This window comes from Pseudomonas sp. 203-8 (assembly GCF_020708595.1).
Lineage (GTDB): Bacteria > Pseudomonadota > Gammaproteobacteria > Pseudomonadales > Pseudomonadaceae > Pseudomonas > Pseudomonas aeruginosa.
Genome location: NZ_JAJFDF010000007.1, coordinates 348,171 through 363,788, shown reverse-complemented (window position 1 = coordinate 363,788; position 15,618 = coordinate 348,171). Strand labels below are relative to the sequence as shown.

18 protein-coding genes and 1 pseudogene are annotated in these 15,618 nt (G+C 65.7%); 10 read left to right on the top strand and 9 right to left on the bottom strand.

Going from position 1 to position 15,618, the window contains the following annotated elements:
- Window positions 1-15: 15 nt before the first annotated feature.
- The 4 genes and pseudogenes from LJF27_RS18630 to LJF27_RS18615 form a co-directional block, all read right to left on the bottom strand.
- Complete coding sequence (locus LJF27_RS18630) at window positions 16-204, bottom strand: hypothetical protein (RefSeq protein WP_015648517.1); 189 nt, start codon at window positions 202-204, stop codon at window positions 16-18.
- A gap of 151 nt (window positions 205-355) precedes the next feature.
- Entirely contained in the window at window positions 356-1,753 is a 1,398-nt protein-coding gene (locus LJF27_RS18625) for an FAD-dependent oxidoreductase (RefSeq protein WP_003114272.1), read from the bottom strand.
- Window positions 1,754-1,763: 10 nt separating this feature from the next.
- Complete coding sequence (locus LJF27_RS18620) at window positions 1,764-2,117, bottom strand: RidA family protein (protein WP_003104412.1); 354 nt, start codon at window positions 2,115-2,117, stop codon at window positions 1,764-1,766.
- 55 nt (window positions 2,118-2,172) lie between these two features.
- Window positions 2,173-3,533 (bottom strand): annotated as a pseudogene (locus tag LJF27_RS18615) (MFS transporter).
- Between the two features lie 377 nt (window positions 3,534-3,910).
- Here LJF27_RS18615 and LJF27_RS18610 point away from each other — a divergent pair.
- Window positions 3,911-4,792: a LysR substrate-binding domain-containing protein gene (locus LJF27_RS18610; protein WP_003104408.1), complete on the top strand. Its 882-nt coding sequence runs from the start codon at window positions 3,911-3,913 to the stop codon at window positions 4,790-4,792.
- A 68-nt stretch (window positions 4,793-4,860) separates the two neighbouring features.
- Here the strand turns inward: LJF27_RS18610 and LJF27_RS18605 are convergent, their stop codons facing one another.
- Window positions 4,861-5,040 (bottom strand): PA1571 family protein, encoded by a 180-nt coding sequence (locus LJF27_RS18605; RefSeq protein WP_003104406.1) that lies wholly within the window; start codon window positions 5,038-5,040, stop codon window positions 4,861-4,863.
- Between the two features lie 209 nt (window positions 5,041-5,249).
- Here LJF27_RS18605 and LJF27_RS18600 point away from each other — a divergent pair, with 209 nt between their 5' ends.
- Together LJF27_RS18600 and LJF27_RS18595 are read left to right on the top strand one after the other, a co-directional pair.
- Entirely contained in the window at window positions 5,250-6,395 is a 1,146-nt protein-coding gene (locus tag LJF27_RS18600; protein ID WP_003144857.1) for an ATP-NAD kinase family protein, read from the top strand.
- Between the two features lie 10 nt (window positions 6,396-6,405).
- Window positions 6,406-7,002, top strand: a complete 597-nt coding sequence (locus LJF27_RS18595) for a DUF1287 domain-containing protein (RefSeq protein WP_003104401.1) — start codon at window positions 6,406-6,408, stop codon at window positions 7,000-7,002.
- Window positions 7,003-7,119: 117 nt separating this feature from the next.
- Here LJF27_RS18595 and LJF27_RS18590 read toward each other — a convergent pair whose 3' ends face one another.
- Both LJF27_RS18590 and LJF27_RS18585 read right to left on the bottom strand, forming a co-directional pair.
- On the bottom strand, window positions 7,120-7,401 hold the full coding sequence (locus LJF27_RS18590) for a pyrimidine/purine nucleoside phosphorylase (RefSeq protein WP_003087375.1): 282 nt from the start codon (window positions 7,399-7,401) through the stop codon (window positions 7,120-7,122).
- 94 nt (window positions 7,402-7,495) lie between these two features.
- Window positions 7,496-8,047, bottom strand: a complete 552-nt coding sequence (locus LJF27_RS18585; protein WP_003104398.1) for an exonuclease domain-containing protein — start codon at window positions 8,045-8,047, stop codon at window positions 7,496-7,498.
- 103 nt (window positions 8,048-8,150) lie between these two features.
- Here LJF27_RS18585 and LJF27_RS18580 point away from each other — a divergent pair, with 103 nt between their 5' ends.
- Window positions 8,151-9,017 carry an NAD(P)-dependent oxidoreductase gene (locus tag LJF27_RS18580; RefSeq protein WP_003104396.1) on the top strand — a complete coding sequence of 289 codons (867 nt, stop codon included), beginning with the start codon at window positions 8,151-8,153 and terminating at the stop codon, window positions 9,015-9,017.
- A 6-nt stretch (window positions 9,018-9,023) separates the two neighbouring features.
- On the opposite strand, the gene LJF27_RS18575 is transcribed toward LJF27_RS18580, so the two are convergent.
- Entirely contained in the window at window positions 9,024-9,365 is a 342-nt protein-coding gene (locus tag LJF27_RS18575) for a DMT family protein (protein WP_003104394.1), read from the bottom strand.
- A 115-nt stretch (window positions 9,366-9,480) separates the two neighbouring features.
- Between LJF27_RS18575 and LJF27_RS18570 the strand changes: the two genes are divergently transcribed.
- The 3 genes from LJF27_RS18570 (at window position 9,481) to LJF27_RS18560 (ending at window position 11,336) form a co-directional block, all read left to right on the top strand.
- Window positions 9,481-10,236, top strand: coding sequence for a hypothetical protein (locus tag LJF27_RS18570; protein ID WP_003449855.1), 756 nt, complete (start codon window positions 9,481-9,483; stop codon window positions 10,234-10,236).
- Between the two features lie 103 nt (window positions 10,237-10,339).
- Window positions 10,340-10,594, top strand: a complete 255-nt coding sequence (locus LJF27_RS18565) for a YkgJ family cysteine cluster protein (protein ID WP_003087397.1) — start codon at window positions 10,340-10,342, stop codon at window positions 10,592-10,594.
- 133 nt (window positions 10,595-10,727) lie between these two features.
- Window positions 10,728-11,336 (top strand): START domain-containing protein, encoded by a 609-nt coding sequence (locus tag LJF27_RS18560; RefSeq protein ID WP_003104390.1) that lies wholly within the window; start codon window positions 10,728-10,730, stop codon window positions 11,334-11,336.
- A gap of 114 nt (window positions 11,337-11,450) precedes the next feature.
- On the opposite strand, the gene gltA is transcribed toward LJF27_RS18560, so the two are convergent.
- Window positions 11,451-12,737, bottom strand: coding sequence for a citrate synthase (gene gltA, locus LJF27_RS18555; protein WP_003087400.1), 1,287 nt, complete (start codon window positions 12,735-12,737; stop codon window positions 11,451-11,453).
- A 348-nt stretch (window positions 12,738-13,085) separates the two neighbouring features.
- Between gltA and sdhC the strand changes: the two genes are divergently transcribed.
- From sdhC to sdhA, 3 genes are read left to right on the top strand one after another with little or no spacing between them, the layout of a single operon-like run.
- Window positions 13,086-13,472, top strand: coding sequence for a succinate dehydrogenase, cytochrome b556 subunit (sdhC, locus tag LJF27_RS18550; protein WP_003104388.1), 387 nt, complete (start codon window positions 13,086-13,088; stop codon window positions 13,470-13,472).
- Window positions 13,466-13,834, top strand: coding sequence for a succinate dehydrogenase, hydrophobic membrane anchor protein (gene sdhD / locus LJF27_RS18545; RefSeq protein WP_003104386.1), 369 nt, complete (start codon window positions 13,466-13,468; stop codon window positions 13,832-13,834). Before sdhC ends, sdhD begins: the two co-directional genes overlap by 7 nt.
- A 3-nt stretch (window positions 13,835-13,837) precedes the next feature.
- Entirely contained in the window at window positions 13,838-15,610 is a 1,773-nt protein-coding gene (gene sdhA / locus LJF27_RS18540) for a succinate dehydrogenase flavoprotein subunit (RefSeq protein ID WP_003087407.1), read from the top strand.
- Window positions 15,611-15,618 lie beyond the last annotated feature (8 nt).

Below are 15,618 nucleotides of genomic sequence, written 5' to 3'. Positions count from 1 at the left end.
GGGGCCGGAGGGATATCAGGCGTGACGAGCGTCCGGCGGACGCGCGTGGCGGCAATGCCAGAGCGCCCAGAAGGCCAGTTCGAGAGGGAGGGAGAGCGGCTCCAGTTCCAGCCAGTGGCTGTGCTTGCGGGGTAGACGCGCGGGCGTTCCGGCCGGGTTGGCGGAAGGCTGGTAGGGCAGGGTGCGCGTCGTCGGTAGGTGCATGAAGGAAAACTGGGCCAGGGGTTGGAACAGCCTCGCACAGGCTGACGGGTGAATTAAATGCGCTTTTTACGACCTTTGCTTGAGCGAAATCGAAACCGAAGGAAAAAGAAGGGCGCCCCCGAATGGGCTGAAGAGACGCCCGGAAAGCGGCTCAACCCTTGTCGGCCTTGCCCGCGGCGGCGGCGAACCTGGCCAGGCGTACGTCGAGATGACGCGGGCGCCGGCCGGCGTCTTCGGCGTGCTCCTTGCGACGGATCGCGTTGCGCACCATCAGCGAACCGACATAGCGGATCGGCTCCGGCGGGAAGCGGCCGAGCGGCCCCTGGGTCAGCGGCGAACGGGTCCAGGGATTGTCCAGGCCGAGCGCCAGCGAAGAAAGGATCTGCCCGCCCATGTGGCATGGACCGACGCCGCTGCCGGAGTAGCCGAAGCCGTAGAACACATTGTCGCGGCCGTCGAGCCGGCCGAAGAACGGCAGGCCGGTCACCGAGCGATCCGACGGACCGTTCCAGCTGGCCTCGATGGCGACCTCGGCGAACTCGGGGAAGAACTCCCGCAAGCTGCCACGCAGTTGTCCGAGATACGGCGAGGGGCGGTCGAACACCGGCAGCATGCGTCCGCCGTAGGCGAAGGTGTTGCCGCCCTTGCCGAGCATCAGCCGGCCGTCCGGGGTGTTGTGGTAGTAATGCACGAAGATCCGCGAGTCGAGCACGCTGACCCCGCTGGTCAGTCCGATCTCCTGCAACAGGTCTGGTCGTGGCTCGGTGATGAGCATGTCGCTGGAGACGATCGCCACGCTGCGTTCGAACTGCGGGAAGGCCCTCGCCATCCAGGCGTTCAGCGCCAGCACCACGCGGCCGGCGACGACCCGCCCGTGGGGGGTGACCACTTCCGCCGGGCGGCCGTGCTCCAGTCCTCGCATCGGCGTGCCTTCGTACAGGCGTACCCCCAGTTGCAGGGCGACCCGGCGCAGGCCGCGAACCAGCTTGCCTGGTTGCACCGTCGCGGCAGCCGGCGAGAACCAACCCTCCAGGTGCCTGCGCGAGCCGGCCAGGCGCTGCACGTCGGCCAGCGGGCGCTTGGCGAAGGAGTTGATGCCGTGGCGCTCCAGAGCGGCGATCACGCTGTCGGTGCTGCCGACCTGGGCCGGGTTGGTGGCGGTATAGAGGGTGCCGTCCAGCCGGTAGTCGGCCTCGACGTCGTAGCGCTGGCAGAAGGCGCCGATGGCCCGGATGCTGTCCTCGGAGGCCTTGACCAGGCGGATCGCCTCGGTTAGTCCGAACAGCCGTTCCAGGGTGAAGAACTTGGCCGACCAGGACAGCGCGCAGCCGCCGTTGCGGCCGCTGGCGCCGGCGCCGCAGAGATCGGCCTCGACCAGCACCACGTCGAGCCCGGGATCGTGCTCCTTGAGCATGATGGCGGTCCACAGGCCGGTGTAGCCGCCGCCGACGATGCACACGTCGGCGCGGGTATCGCCGGCCAGCGGCGGGCAGGGTGCCGCATGTTCGGAGCGTAGGGCCTGGTCCAGCCAGAAGGGTCGGAAGGTCATGGCTGTGCTCTCACTGCGGGCGGGCGGCGACGACGATCATTTCCACCCGCCAGCGCGGGTCGATCAACTCGGCCAGGCTACAGGCGCGGGTCGGCGCCCGGCCTTCGGGAAACCACTGGTCCCAGACCTGGTTGAGACCGGCGTAGTCCTCCCGGTGGGCTAGCAGTATGCGTACCGAGAGCACCTGGCCGCGGTCGCTGCCAACGCTCTGGAGCAGCCGGTCGATGTTCTCCAGAATCTGGCGGGTCTGGTCCTGGATGTCACCGCTGGGGTCGTCTGCGACCTGGCCGCCGATGTAGACCGTGTTGCCGTGCAGGGCCATCTCGGCCCGACGCTTGACGACTTCGAAACGTTCGATATGCATGAGGGGGTTCCCGGTTCGTGGAGAAGGACGCGGCGGAGCTTCCCGCCGCGGACGGTCAGGAGCGGATGGGACGGAAGTCCGCCAGGCTGGGGATATTCCGCAGGCTTTCCCGTGCGCCGCCGGGCCGGCTGTTCCAGTGCGGGAGGAGCACCGCGGTGGCGATCAGGGCTGCGATGGTGAAGCCGATGAACACCGTGTAGGTGTCGAAATAGCCGGGCAACAGACCGCCGAGGATCGCGCCCACCGAACCGCAGCCATTGACGAAGCCGGAGGCGGTGCCGGCGGCCTCGCTGGTGCCGAAGTCGATGGCGGCGGAGCCGCAGATCATCGAGTCCGGGCCGTACAGGGTCAGTCCCATCATGAACAGCAGGCCGACCACTATCGGAATGCTGCCGGTGGTCATCGCCGGGACGAACAGCGCCAGGCAGACGGTCAGCGCCAGCAGGCTGATCACGCAGGCCGGCATGCGCCGTGCGCCGAACAGCTTGTCCGAGGCGAAGCCGATCAGGATCGGGCCGAGCAGGCCGGCTACCTCGAAGGCGGTGGGAACGATCGCCGCGCCGACCTTGCCGAGCGCCGGCATGCGTTCGTAGACGATCACCGGTCCCCACAGGAGGATCGCGTAGCGCGCCGGCTTGAGCAGGAAGTAGGCCAGGCCGAGGCAGAGCACCGTGCGGTTGCGCACCACCTTGGCGAGCACCTGCAGGCTGCCGCCGTTGCCGCCTTCCGGCCTGAAGCCGGCATAGCGCACGGCTTCGCTCGCGGCCTGCGGTTCGACGGGAGGATGGCCGACGTCTTCCGGGCGGTTGCGCTGCAACAGCAGGAACAGCAGGGCCACGCCGCCGACCACCGCGGCGCTGGAGTAGAACGCCGCGTGCCAGGTACCGAACACGCTGTACGCCCACCAGCCGGCGAACGGCGAGGCGACCAGGCCGCCGAAGGCGTAGCAGGTGCTCCACAGGCCGAGCACCCGACCGCGTTCGTGGGTGGCGAAGAAACTACCGATGTTCTTGCACAGCCCCGACCAGCCGGTGGACTGCGCCAGTCCCTGGACCACCATGCAGGTGGCGAAGATCGGCAGGGTGGCGAAGGTGCCCATGACCAGCGCGGCCAGTGCGGAGATCAGCAGGCCGCCGAACACCACGATGCGCGGGCCGAAGCGGTCGGCCAGCACGCCCCAGGTGAACTGGCCGACGGCATAGGCGGCGAGATAGATAGCGTCGAGATCGGCCTCGCCATCTTGTCCAACTGGAAGTCCGGATCTTCGGCGATGCCGAGCTTGGCGACGGAAAAGGCCTTGCGGGTGAAATAGAAGGCGGCGTAGGCCAGCCAGGTGATCGCGAATATCTGCAGGCGCCAGCGCTGGAAGCTGGACACGGGAGAGGACGGCAGCGCCGTCCCGGGACGTTGATTCATGGATCTGACCTCGATCTTGTTATCGGTGCCGGCAGGTGTGAGGGGAACACGCCTTGTTGTTGTTCTGATGAGCACTTCCGCACCGCCATGTCGCGGTGCCTGGTCAGAGGTATCTGGAGTCGGCTTCACCTCCTGGGTAAGGGTTGCGGCTGCCCTGGCAGGGGCTGGCTGCCGAGGCGCTGGCGCGCTGTGGTGAAGCGATGGAAACAATTCCGGATAAATAAATGAAATCGATTTATCAAATTTTAAATATAAGTTTTACTTGTTTGTCCGTAGGCCTGGCGCGGCGTGGGTCGAGGAAGTTGACCGAACGGTCATTCCCGTGTGCGCCGCCCATGGCGCGGAACCCCTTGTCCTGCCTGGAGTGGTGAAGGTCCATGTCGGTATCCCATGCGCAGTTGAAGGCTTTCCATGCAGTCGCCGTGTACGGCAGCTTCACGCGCGCCGCTGAGCGCCTGTTTCTCACCCAGCCGGCGGTTTCCGACCAGGTGCGCAAGCTGGAGGAGCGTTACGGCGTGCTGCTGTTCCACCGTAACAAGCGCTCGGTGCGCCTGAGCGAACTGGGCGAGCGCCTGCTCGCGGTGACCCAGCGGCTGTTCGCGATCGAGGCCGAGGCGGAGGAGCTGTTGTCCGCCTCCAGCGCCCTGCAGACCGGCACCCTGACCCTGGCGGTGGATGCGCCGGTGCACGTATTGCCGCAGATCGCGCGTTTCTGCGAGCGCTATCCGGGCATCGCGGTGCGGGTGGAGACCGGCAATACCGACGAGTCTCTGCAGCGACTGTTCAGCTACCAGGCCGACCTGGCTCTGTTGGGCCGGGACGTCAGCGACGAGCGGTTGCTTTCGCTGACCCTGCGCAACGACCCGATCGTCGCTTTCGTTTCGCTCAGCCATCCGTGGGCCGGGCGCGAGTCGATCCGGCTCGCCGATCTCGACGACATGCCGCTGGTGCTGCGCGAGCAGGGCTCGGTGACCCGCCAGACCCTGGAGGAGGAGATGAGCCGCGCCGGCCTGCGGATCCGTCCGGCGATCCAGGTCGAGGGCCGCGAGGCCTCGCGCGAGGCGGTGGTGGCGGGGATCGGCGTGGGGGTGGTGTCGGCCGCGGAGTTCGGCGCCGACACGCGGGTCCATGCGCTACCCATCGTCGATTGCCAGCGACGCCTGACCGAGACCCTGGTGTGCCTGCGCGAACAGCGTTCGCGGCGGATCGTCGAGACCTTCCTCGACCTGGTCGGCGAGGACCTGCCGGCGCCGAGCTAGGGCGCGGCTTCGCGCAAGCGAAAAAAAGCCCGGCGGATGCCGGGCTTCGAAGTCGTGCTGGCGGGCGCTCAGGCCTGCTTCTGTTCCTGCTCCAGGGACCTGTCCAGTTCGCGGCAGGCGCGCTGGATCATCACCTCGGTGATCGGGATCTCCCGGCCCTGGGCGTCGATGATGGCGCCACCGGTGTGCTGCTGCGTATTGAAGGGGATCACGCGGCGCTTGGCGGTATCGGTGTGTTGCGAATTCATTGCCCGTCTCCTCATCAGGTTTATCGGCAGTCTAGGGAGCGCAGATGAAACCGCCGTGACAAACGGCGGATGTCGTGCCGCTCCAACGCGAAAGCCATGGACCATAGCAATCTTGCAGTCGGCGTGCCAGCTTGCCGGCTACCGCTGGGTTTTTCTGGTTATAGTGGTCCGACCGGTGTGGGCGTCCTGGAGTTCGCCCGAGGATGAGTATGGACATGTTTCGCCTGGGGTTGGTGGTCAATCCCCTGGCCGGGCTGGGTGGCCCGGTCGCCTTGAAGGGTAGCGACGGGGTGGCCGCCGAGGCCCTGGCCAGAGGCGCCGAACCACGTGCGCTGGAGCGCACCCGGATAGCCCTGGAGTGCCTGTTGCCGCTGGTCGAGAAGATCGAGTTCCTGACCTTTCCCGGGGCCATGGGTGGTGAGTTGCTCGAGCGCATGGGCTTCCGCCATCGCCTGCTCGGCGAGTGGCAGGGAGCGGTCAGCAGCGCGGCGGATACCCGGTTGGCGATCGAGCGCCTGCAGGAGGCCGGTGTCGCCCTGATCCTGTTCGCCGGTGGTGATGGCACAGCACGGGATGTTGCCGGGGTGGTGCGCGAGCAACAGCCGGTGCTCGGCATTCCGGCCGGGGTGAAGATCCACTCCGGGGTCTATGCCATCAGTCCGCGCGCGGCCGGCGAATTGGCCAGGCGCCTGGTCGAGGGCGGCCTGGTGCGCCTGGCCAGCGGCGAGGTGCGCGACCTCGACGAAGAGGCGCTGCGCGCCGGCCGCGTCGCCGCGCGTTGGTACGGCGAGATGACAGTGCCGGAGGAGGGCCACTTCATGCAGCACGTGAAGCAGGCAGGGATGGAGTCCGAGGAGCTGGTGCTGGTGGACCTCGCCGACTGGCTGGCGGAAAACTGGGAAGACGGCGTGCGCTATGTGCTCGGACCGGGCTCGACCTTGCATGGCCTGGCGCGCAATCTCGGCCTGGAAACCACCCTGCTGGGCGTCGACGTGCTGGAGAATGGCGCGGTGATTGCCCGCGACGTCGACGAGGCGCGGCTGTTCGAACTGGTGGACGGTCATCCGGCGTACCTGCTGGTCACCGCCATCGGCGGCCAGGGCCACGTGATCGGTCGCGGCAACCAGCAGATCAGTCCCCGGGTGTTGCGCGCCATCGGCCTGGAGCGCATGCGGGTGGTCGCCACCAAGCGCAAGCTGGGGACCCTCGGGGGCCGCCCGTTGCTGGTCGACAGCGGCGACCCGGTGCTGGACGACAGCTTCCCGGACGCCATCCGGGTCTGGGCCGGCTACAAGGAAGAACTGCTGTATCCGCTGGGATACGCGAAGGACCAGGACGCGCCCGCGGGCGCTTAGGAGGAAAAGGATGGACAAGGACGTATCCGGCGCGCTGCGCCGCCTGTTGCTGCTCGCCATGCTCGGACTGCCGCTGGTGGCGGCCGCTGCGGTCGAACCGCAGCGACTGGTGGATGCGGCGCGTGCCCAGGTGGGCGTTACCCTGGGCTACGACCCGGCCTACCGGCAACTGGACTATCCGGGCGGCGACGTGCCGCTGCAGACCGGGGTCTGCACCGACGTGGTGGTCCGTGCGCTGCGCGGACAGGGGCTGGATCTACAGAAGGCGGTGCACGAGGACATGCGTCGCCACTTCGCGGCCTACCCGCAGCAATGGGGAATGAAAGGTACCGACCGCAACATCGATCACCGCCGCGTACCGAACCTGATGACCTGGTTCAGCCGCCAGGGCCTGGCCCTGGCGCCTAGCCGCGACGCTTCCGCCTACCGGGCCGGAGACATAGTCGCCTGGCGCCTGGACAACGGCCTGCTGCATATCGGCGTGCTTTCCGATCGCAGGCTGGAGGGCAGGCCGCTGGTGTTGCACAACATCGGTGCCGGCGTGCGGGAAGAGGACCTGCTGTTCCGCTACCAGGTCATCGGCCACTACCGCTTCCCGCAGGGCTGAATGGGCTGGGCAAGCCGTTCCAGCGGCGGATGAGCGCAGCTCGATTCCTCCGCCGCAGCCGCTGGACGACGGGCAAGAAAAAACCGGCCTGCGGCCGGTTTTCCTGTCTGCCCGGGCTCAGCGATATTCGCAGAGGTAGGCGGTGTCCTGGGCGACCTTGAGCTGGAACTTGCTGTTCGCCGGGACGGTGAACTGGCTGCCGCTGGCGTATTCCTGCCACTCGTCGCTGCCCGGCAGCTTGACCGTCAGCGCGCCGGCGACCACATGCATGATCTCCAGCTGGCTGGTGCCGAACTCGTATTCGCCTGCCGCCATCACGCCGATGGTGGCCGGGCCGGCGGTCATGTCGAAGGCGATGGATTTGACGGTGCCGTCGAAGTATTCGTTGACCTTGAACATGGGCTTCTCCTGAAGGGGTGAACAGGCGGGTTTGAAAAGGCCCGCCAGTATGCCCAAGCCTCGGAAAGGCGTCACTAGGCGGCGCGGGCCTCGTTCAATGCTCCACCGGCAATACCAGCGGCAGCAGCCGTGCGGTATTGCGGGCATCCTCCAGGGCGCGGTGCTGCTGGCCCTGGAAACTCATCCCGGCCAGTTGCAGGGCCGCGTTCAGGCCGACTGGGCGGGGCAACTGGCGGACTTCGCCGAAGCGTTGCTTGAGATTGACGTGCGGCACTTCGCTGAGCTGGCTGGTCAGCCCGTGCTGGCGCCATTCCTGCTCCAACTGGCGGCGGTCGTAGTCGCCCCAACTGGCCCAGCCGGCCAGTCGCGGACGATGCTGGGCGAGCCAGCGCTCGAAGGCTTCCCAGACCGTATTGAGATGGGCTGCGCCATCGACGTTGGCCTGGCTGATATGCGTGAGGTCGCGGCAGAAGTGGGTCAGCAGCGGCCGCCTGACCGGCCGTACGAAACGCTGGAAGTGGTCCAGTTCGCGGGCGTCCGCGGCGGCGACCAGGGTGGCGCCGATCTCGATGATTTCCATTTCCTCCAGGGGCCAGCCGCCTTCCGCGGTGGTGGCCTCCAGATCGATTACCAGCCAGTGAGGCATCGGAGCTATCCATACCAGGGTCCGCGCTGAGTATGGCGGGGCTTCCGGACCTCGGCAAACCGCTGTGCTAGGCTGCGGGATCGGATTTCGAGGAGATGACGGAATGACTGCGGTCGCATTTCTCGGCCTGGGCACGATGGGCTACCCGATGGCCGGGCACCTGCAACGAGAGGGCTACGACGTCTGTGTCTACAATCGCTCGTCGGCCAAGGCGCTGCGCTGGGTCGAGGAGTACGCCGGACGGCGCGCCGATACGCCGCGCGAGGCCTGTGCTGGCGCCGAGCTGGTGTTCTGTTGCGTCGGTAACGACGACGACCTGCGTGCCGTGGCGCTGGGCGAGCAGGGCGCCTTCGCCGGAATGGCGCCGGGCAGCCTGTTCGTCGACCACACCACCGCTTCGGCGGAAGTCGCCCGCGAGCTGTCGCTGCTGGCTGCCGAGCGTGAGCTGGGCTTTCTCGACGCGCCGGTCTCCGGCGGCCAGGCAGGCGCGGTCAACGGCGCCCTGACGGTGATGGTCGGTGGCGAGGAGGCCTTCTATCGACGCGCCGAACCGCTGTTGCGCAGCTATGCGCGGATGGTCCGGCGAATGGGCGACGTGGGTAGCGGGCAATTGACCAAGATGGTCAACCAGATCTGCGTCGCGGGGCTGCTCCAGGGCCTGGCCGAGGCGCTGCACTTCGCCCGGTGCGCCGGTCTCGATGGCGAGGCGGCGATGCAGGTGATCGGCAAGGGCGCGGCCCAGTCCTGGCAACTGGAAAACCGCCACCAGAGCATGCTGGCCGGAGAGTTCGACTTCGGCTTCGCCGTGGACTGGATGCGCAAGGACCTGTCGATCCTGCTCGCCGAGGCGCGGCGCAACGGCGCGCAGTTGCCGGTCACGGCGCTGGTCGACCAGTTCTACGCCGAAGTGCAGGCGATGGGCGGCGGTCGTTGGGATACCTCCAGCCTGATCGCCCGGCTGCGTTCGTGACGCGGCTCAGGCGCGGAAGATGAAGTACACCGCGCCGAGCAGGCACAGGCCGGCCCAGAGGTAGTCCAGTTTCAGCGGCTGCTGCATGAAGTAGACGCTGAACGGGACGAAGATCGCCAAGGTGATGACTTCCTGCATGATCTTCAGTTGGCCGACCGAGAGTTCGGTGTAGCCGATGCGATTGGCTGGTACCTGCAGCAGGTATTCGAACAGCGCGATACCCCAACTGATCAGGGCGGCGATGATCCAGGGCTTGCTGTTGAGAGTCTTCAGATGACCATACCAGGCGAAGGTCATGAACAGGTTGGAACAGGCTAGCAACAAGGCGGTTTGCAGCCAGACGGGCATGATGGGTGGGCTCCGGGGGATTGGGACGGCGCCGCAGCCTAATTGGCTGCGGCGATAAATCCAAGTGGGCAGGCATCGACCGGTAGGGGCTGGTGCTCGGAAAAGGATGAAAGGTATGCGGTTGCACAAACGCTCGCTGGTCTGGGGGCTCGCCTTGAGCGGGCTGGCCGTCGTGCTGGCGGCCGCCTGGTGGGCGAGCCAGGCGTCGCGGGAGCCGGCTCTGTGGAGCGAGCTGCGGGTGCCGCCGGCGTTTGCCATCCCGCGCGATTTCGACCTGGGCGAATACCGCTTGAGCTGGGGCGGCAAGAGCCTCGCCCTGTCAGTGGCGGGTAGCGCTCGGCCGCCGTTGTGGGAGAGCGAGGGCGGTTTTCTCGGGGCCGGGCGGGAAAGCGCCGGTCGCCTGCAGTTGCGCTGCCAGGAGCAGAGCCTGGAGAGCTTCGAACTGGTCGGTCGACGCTTGTCCCTGAAGGGGCACCTGCGCTGCGCCGATGGCCGGCTCAGCGCCTACGAGCTGTCGTTCGAGCCGCGCCAGGGCGGCGTGGAGGTGCGCGTCGCGCTGGCGGACAGCGAGCTGAACCGGGTCGCCCTGTCCTGGCGGCGTGGAGCGGGGGAGCGCTTGTCCGGTATCGTCGATGACGAGGCGGAAGGTCGCTCCTGGGTCTTGCCGGCCGGGATCGCTGGCTACTGGAGTTCCGCTGGCAACGCCTTCCTCGGCCACTCGACGGCGGCGCAATCCCTCGACCTGCGCGAGCCGGGCCGCGTGCAATGGCGGGCAGCGACGGAGTCGGCCAGGGCCTGGCTGTTCGCTGCCGGCAACCGCGAGCAGTGGCAGCTTCGCAGCGCGCGTCTCGAGGCGGAAACGCGCCGCTGATCCGCCGAGCTTGGCGGCGGCCTGGCCGGTCCGTATTCTTTGCGCCCGTTTCGGACGGCTGTCCTGGCCGCTCCTCTGCCAACTTTCGGGCGAGATCCTTCCCATGCAATGTAGAGCCGGCTGCGGCGCCTGCTGCATAGCACCGTCGATTTCCTCTCCGCTGCCGGGCATGCCGGCCGGCAAGCCCGCGGGCGTACGCTGCCTGCACCTGGACGAAAACCATCTCTGCGGGCTGTTCGGCCGACCGGAGCGACCGGCCGTATGCGGCCAGTTCGGCGCCGATCCGGAAATCTGCGGCGACAGCCGTGAGCAGGCGCTGGCCCTGATCGCGGAGTGGGAAGTCATCACTGCCGCGTGAACGGGTTGGAAGTCTGGCTGTCTCACGCCATACTGCTGCGCATCCTGCGCCGAAGGCTCAGGATCGCGGCTTGCAGGGCGTCGACCGCCCGGCCGGCGAACCGAAAATAACCATAAAGAGAGGAACAGGAACGATGCGTGGCATTTTGCGTATGACCGTGCTGGCTGCCGCAGTGTTCGGGGTGGCCGGCAATGCGCTGGCCGAAGACTGGAAGCTGGCCAAGGACGAGGATGGCGTGAAGGTCTACCTCAGCAGTGTCCAGGGCTCCAAGTACAAGGCTTATCGCGGCGTTACCGACATCAAGGCCGACGTGGCGACCATCGAGGCGCTGCAGGAGGACGTCAAGGGTTCCTGCAAGTGGATCCATGCCTGCGCCGAGATGAAACTCCTGAAGCAGGAAGGCGCCGACGCCTGGACCTACTCGAAGATCGACATGCCCTGGCCAGTTACCGGTCGCGACGTGGTCATCCATGTCACCACCGAGAAGACTGCGGATGGCACCGTGATCCGTCACCTTAAGGCCGATCCGACCTATATCCCCGAGGAAAAGGGCCAGATCCGCGTGCCCAAGCTGGTCGGCGAGTGGAAGTTGCAGCCGAAGGGGCAGGGCGTGACGGAAGTGACCTACCAGGTGGAAACCGAGCCGGGTGGCAGCATTCCTTCCTGGTTGGCCAACAGCTTCGTGGTCGACGCGCCGCTGAACACCCTCAAGGGCCTGCGTAGCGCTGCCGAGAAGCGCTGAGCGCGCCTTCCTTGCAAAAAGACCGCCTCCGGGGCGGTTTTTTTGTGTCCGGCGGAAAGGGGCGGGCACAAAAAAGGCTGCCGAAGCAGCCTTTCTCGCCGGGCGTGACGGGTTTCAGCCGCGATCCTTGAGGGCGGTGAAGTCGCGCTGGGTGTGGCCGGTATAGAGCTGGCGCGGGCGGCCGATCTTGTAGGGGCCGGAGAGCATCTCCTGCCAGTGCGAGATCCAGCCGACGGTACGCGCCAGGGCGAAGATCACGGTGAACATGCTGGTCGGAATGCCGATCGCCTTGAGGATGATCCCCGAGTAGAAGTCGACGTTCGGGTACAGGTTGCGTTCCACGAAGTAGGGGTCGTGGCGGGCGATTTCTTCCAGCTTCATCGCCAGTTCCAGTTGCGGGTCGTTGATGCCCAGCTCCTGGAGGACCTCGTCGCAGGTCTGCTTCATGACCTTGGCGCGCGGGTCGAAGTTCTTGTAGACACGATGGCCGAAGCCCATCAGCTTGAACGGATCGTTCTTGTCCTTGGCCTTCTCGACGAACTTGTCGATGTTGGACACGTCGCCGATCTCGTCGAGCATGCGCAGCACCGCTTCGTTCGCGCCGCCATGGGCCGGTCCCCACAGGGCGGCGATGCCGGAGGCGATGCAGGCGAACGGATTGGCGCCGGAGGAGCCGGCCAGACGCACCGTGGAGGTGGAAGCGTTCTGCTCGTGGTCGGCGTGGAGAATGAAGATGCGGTCCATGGCCTTGGCCAGCACGGGGCTGATCGGTTTGGTCTCGCAGGGGGTGTTGAACATCATGTGCAGGAAGTTTTCCGCGTAGTTCAGGTCGTTACGCGGATACATCATCGGCTCGCCCTTGGAGTACTTGTACACCATGGCGGCGATGGTCGGCATCTTGGCGATCAGGCGATGCGCGGAGACTTCGCGATGCTTCGGGTTATTGATGTCCAGGGAGTCGTGGTAGAAGGCCGAGAGGGCGCCGATCACGCCGCACATCACGGCCATCGGATGGGCGTCGCGGCGGAAGCCGTTGAAGAAGGTCTTCAACTGCTCGTGAACCATGGTGTGGTTCTTGATGGTGCCGACGAACTGTTCCTTCTGCGCGGCGGTGGGCAGCTCGCCGTTCAGCAGCAGGTAGCAGGTTTCCAGGTAGTCGGATTTCTCTGCCAGTTGCTCGATGGGGTAGCCGCGATGGAGGAGGACGCCTTTGTCGCCGTCGATATAGGTGATCTTCGACTCGCAGGAGGCGGTCGACATGAAGCCAGGATCGAAGGTGAAGTGGCCCGTGGCGGTGAGGCCCCGTACATCCACTACATCGGGACCCATGGTACCGGATAGGACGGGCAGTTCGACGGGGGCTGAGCCCTCGATGATCAACTGCGCTTTTTTGTCAGCCATGATGGCCTCCTATTTATGCTTGAAATCATCAGTACCCCCCACGCAGGGCCCGCACCACTATAGAGGGATAAATTCGAAAGTCAATTTGCGCGAATCCATGCCGTAGAGCCTTCCGTGGCGGGGTTTTCGCAGAAAAAGGGGGCTATTTACGCCTTTTATAAAAGGCCCGCAATCAACCATTTGGCGATGGGTGTTTTCGTTGTCATTAGTAGCCTAACTGTCTATACTCGGCGTCCGACCGCAAGGGGTATTCCTGGCCCGCTTTCATAGACGGTCGCCACTCCCTGGTGATGGGTACCTGACAAGTGCACTTCCCGACAACTAGCCCTGTTCGTTAGGGCTCTCAGTGTGAAAAAAGCCGTGAATAGCAAACGACCTGTAAACCTAGACCTAAGGACCATCAAACTCCCTGTCACCGCTTACACGTCCATTCTCCACCGTATCTCTGGCGTCATCCTGTTCCTCGGTATTGCCGTGCTGCTGTTCGCGCTCGACAAGTCGCTGAGTTCGGAAGAAGGCTTCGAGCAGGTGAAGGCGTGCCTGACCAGTCCCCTGGCCAAGCTGGTGATCTGGGGCCTGCTGTCTGCGCTGCTGTACCACCTGGTGGCCGGTGTTCGCCACCTGGTCATGGACGCTGGCGTCGGCGAGACGCTGGAAGGCGGTAAGCGTGGCTCCAAAATCGTCATCGCCATCGCGGTGGTGCTGATCGTTCTGGCGGGGGTATGGGTATGGTAACTAACGTCACAAACTTCTCGCGCTCCGGCCTCTACGACTGGATGGCCCAGCGCGTTTCCGCGGTCGTGCTCGCGGCTTATGTCATTTTCCTGCTGGGCTACCTCATTGCTCACCCCAACATTTCCTACGCGGACTGGCACGGCCTGTTCTCGCAGGGTTGGATGCGCATCTTCAGCCTGTTGACCCTGGTTGCCCTGAGCGTCCATGCGTGGGTCGGTATGTGGACCATCTCCACCGACTACCTGACTTCGATGGCTCTCGGCAAGGCGGCGACAGTCGTGCGTTTCCTCTTCCAGGCGGTTTGCGGCATGGCGATGTTCGCATTCTTCGTCTGGGGTGTGCAGATTCTTTGGGGTATGTGATCCATGGCTAGCATTCGTACACTTTCCTTTGACGCCATCATCGTCGGTGGCGGTGGCGCCGGCATGCGTGCCGCGCTGCAACTGGCCCAGGGCGGCCACAAGACCGCCGTGGTGACCAAGGTCTTCCCGACCCGTTCCCACACCGTATCCGCACAGGGTGGCATCACCTGCGCGATCGCTTCGGCCGACCCGAACGACGATTGGCGTTGGCACATGTACGACACCGTCAAGGGCTCCGATTACATCGGTGACCAGGACGCGATCGAATACATGTGTTCCGTCGGCCCCGAGGCCGTGTTCGAGCTCGAGCACATGGGCCTGCCGTTCTCCCGTACCGAAACCGGCCGCATCTACCAGCGTCCGTTCGGCGGCCAGTCCAAGGACTTCGGCAAGGGTGGCCAGGCCGCCCGTACCTGCGCCGCCGCCGACCGTACCGGCCACGCGCTGCTGCACACCCTGTACCAGGCCAACCTGAAGAATGGCACTTCGTTCCTCAACGAGTGGTACGCGGTCGACCTGGTGAAGAACCAGGACGGCGCGGTGGTCGGCATCATCGCCATCTGCATCGAGACCGGCGAGACCGTCTACATCCGTTCCAAGGCCGTGGTCCTGGCCACTGGCGGTGCCGGCCGTATCTACGCCTCCACCACCAACGCGCTGATCAACACCGGTGACGGCGTGGGCATGGCCCTGCGTGCCGGCGTGCCGGTGCAGGACATCGAGATGTGGCAGTTCCACCCGACCGGCATCGCCGGCGCCGGTGTACTGGTCACCGAAGGTTGCCGCGGCGAAGGCGGTTACCTGATCAACGCCCACGGCGAGCGCTTCATGGAGCGTTATGCGCCGAACGCGAAGGACCTGGCCGGCCGCGACGTGGTCGCCCGTTCCATGGTCAAGGAAGTCCTGGCCGGCAACGGCGTGGGTCCGAACAAGGACCACGTGCTGCTGAAGCTCGACCACCTCGGCGAGGAAGTCCTGCACAGCCGCCTGCCCGGCATCTGCGAACTGTCCAAGACCTTCGCCCACGTCGACCCGGTCGTTGCGCCGATCCCGGTGATCCCGACCTGCCACTACATGATGGGCGGCGTTGCCACCAACATCCATGGCCAGGCCATCACCCAGGACGCCAACGGCAACGACCAGATCGTCGAAGGCCTGTTCGCCGTGGGCGAAGTGGCCTGCGTATCGGTACACGGCGCCAACCGCCTGGGCGGCAACTCGCTGCTCGACCTGGTGGTATTCGGCCGTGCCGCCGGTCTGCACCTGGAAAAAGCGCTGAAAGAGGGCATCGACGCCCGCGGCGCTTCCGAGAGCGACCTGGAAGCCTCCTTCAAGCGCCTGAACGGCGTGAACGAGCGCACCAGCGGCGAAGAAGTCGCTCCGCTCAAGCGCGAGCTGCAAAGCTGCATGCAGAACTACTTCGGTGTATTCCGCACCGGCGAGTACATGCAGAAGGGCATCGCCCAGCTGGCCGACCTGCGCGAGCGTATCGCCAACGTCAAGATCAACGACAAGAGCCAGGCATTCAACACCGCGCGCATCGAAGCGCTGGAACTGCAAAACCTCCTCGAGGTGGCCGAGGCCACCGCGATCGCGGCCGAGCACCGCAAGGAGTCCCGTGGCGCCCACGCCCGTGAAGACTTCGAGGAGCGCGACGACGAGAACTGGCTGTGCCACACCCTGTACTTCCCGGGTGAGAAGCGCGTATCCAAGCGTTCCGTCAACTTCGCGCCGAAGACCGTTCCGGCATTCGAACCCAAGGTTCGGACTTACTAAGGGTGCCC

Bases quoted from the DNA above. Each gene is read 5' to 3' on its own strand.
- LJF27_RS18630 (WP_015648517.1), bottom strand. From the start codon at position 204: ATGCACCTACCGACGACGCGCACCCTGCCCTACCAGCCTTCCGCCAAC.
- LJF27_RS18625 (WP_003114272.1), bottom strand. From the start codon at position 1,753: ATGACCTTCCGACCCTTCTGGCTGGACCAGGCCCTACGCTCCGAACAT.
- LJF27_RS18620 (WP_003104412.1), bottom strand. From the start codon at position 2,117: ATGCATATCGAACGTTTCGAAGTCGTCAAGCGTCGGGCCGAGATGGCC.
- LJF27_RS18610 (WP_003104408.1), top strand. From the start codon at position 3,911: ATGTCGGTATCCCATGCGCAGTTGAAGGCTTTCCATGCAGTCGCCGTG.
- LJF27_RS18605 (WP_003104406.1), bottom strand. From the start codon at position 5,040: ATGAATTCGCAACACACCGATACCGCCAAGCGCCGCGTGATCCCCTTC.
- LJF27_RS18600 (WP_003144857.1), top strand. From the start codon at position 5,250: ATGGACATGTTTCGCCTGGGGTTGGTGGTCAATCCCCTGGCCGGGCTG.
- LJF27_RS18595 (WP_003104401.1), top strand. From the start codon at position 6,406: ATGGACAAGGACGTATCCGGCGCGCTGCGCCGCCTGTTGCTGCTCGCC.
- LJF27_RS18590 (WP_003087375.1), bottom strand. From the start codon at position 7,401: ATGTTCAAGGTCAACGAATACTTCGACGGCACCGTCAAATCCATCGCC.
- LJF27_RS18585 (WP_003104398.1), bottom strand. From the start codon at position 8,047: ATGCCTCACTGGCTGGTAATCGATCTGGAGGCCACCACCGCGGAAGGC.
- LJF27_RS18580 (WP_003104396.1), top strand. From the start codon at position 8,151: ATGACTGCGGTCGCATTTCTCGGCCTGGGCACGATGGGCTACCCGATG.
- LJF27_RS18575 (WP_003104394.1), bottom strand. From the start codon at position 9,365: ATGCCCGTCTGGCTGCAAACCGCCTTGTTGCTAGCCTGTTCCAACCTG.
- LJF27_RS18570 (WP_003449855.1), top strand. From the start codon at position 9,481: ATGCGGTTGCACAAACGCTCGCTGGTCTGGGGGCTCGCCTTGAGCGGG.
- LJF27_RS18565 (WP_003087397.1), top strand. From the start codon at position 10,340: ATGCAATGTAGAGCCGGCTGCGGCGCCTGCTGCATAGCACCGTCGATT.
- LJF27_RS18560 (WP_003104390.1), top strand. From the start codon at position 10,728: ATGCGTGGCATTTTGCGTATGACCGTGCTGGCTGCCGCAGTGTTCGGG.
- gltA (WP_003087400.1), bottom strand. From the start codon at position 12,737: ATGGCTGACAAAAAAGCGCAGTTGATCATCGAGGGCTCAGCCCCCGTC.
- sdhD (WP_003104386.1), top strand. From the start codon at position 13,466: ATGGTAACTAACGTCACAAACTTCTCGCGCTCCGGCCTCTACGACTGG.
- sdhA (WP_003087407.1), top strand. From the start codon at position 13,838: ATGGCTAGCATTCGTACACTTTCCTTTGACGCCATCATCGTCGGTGGC.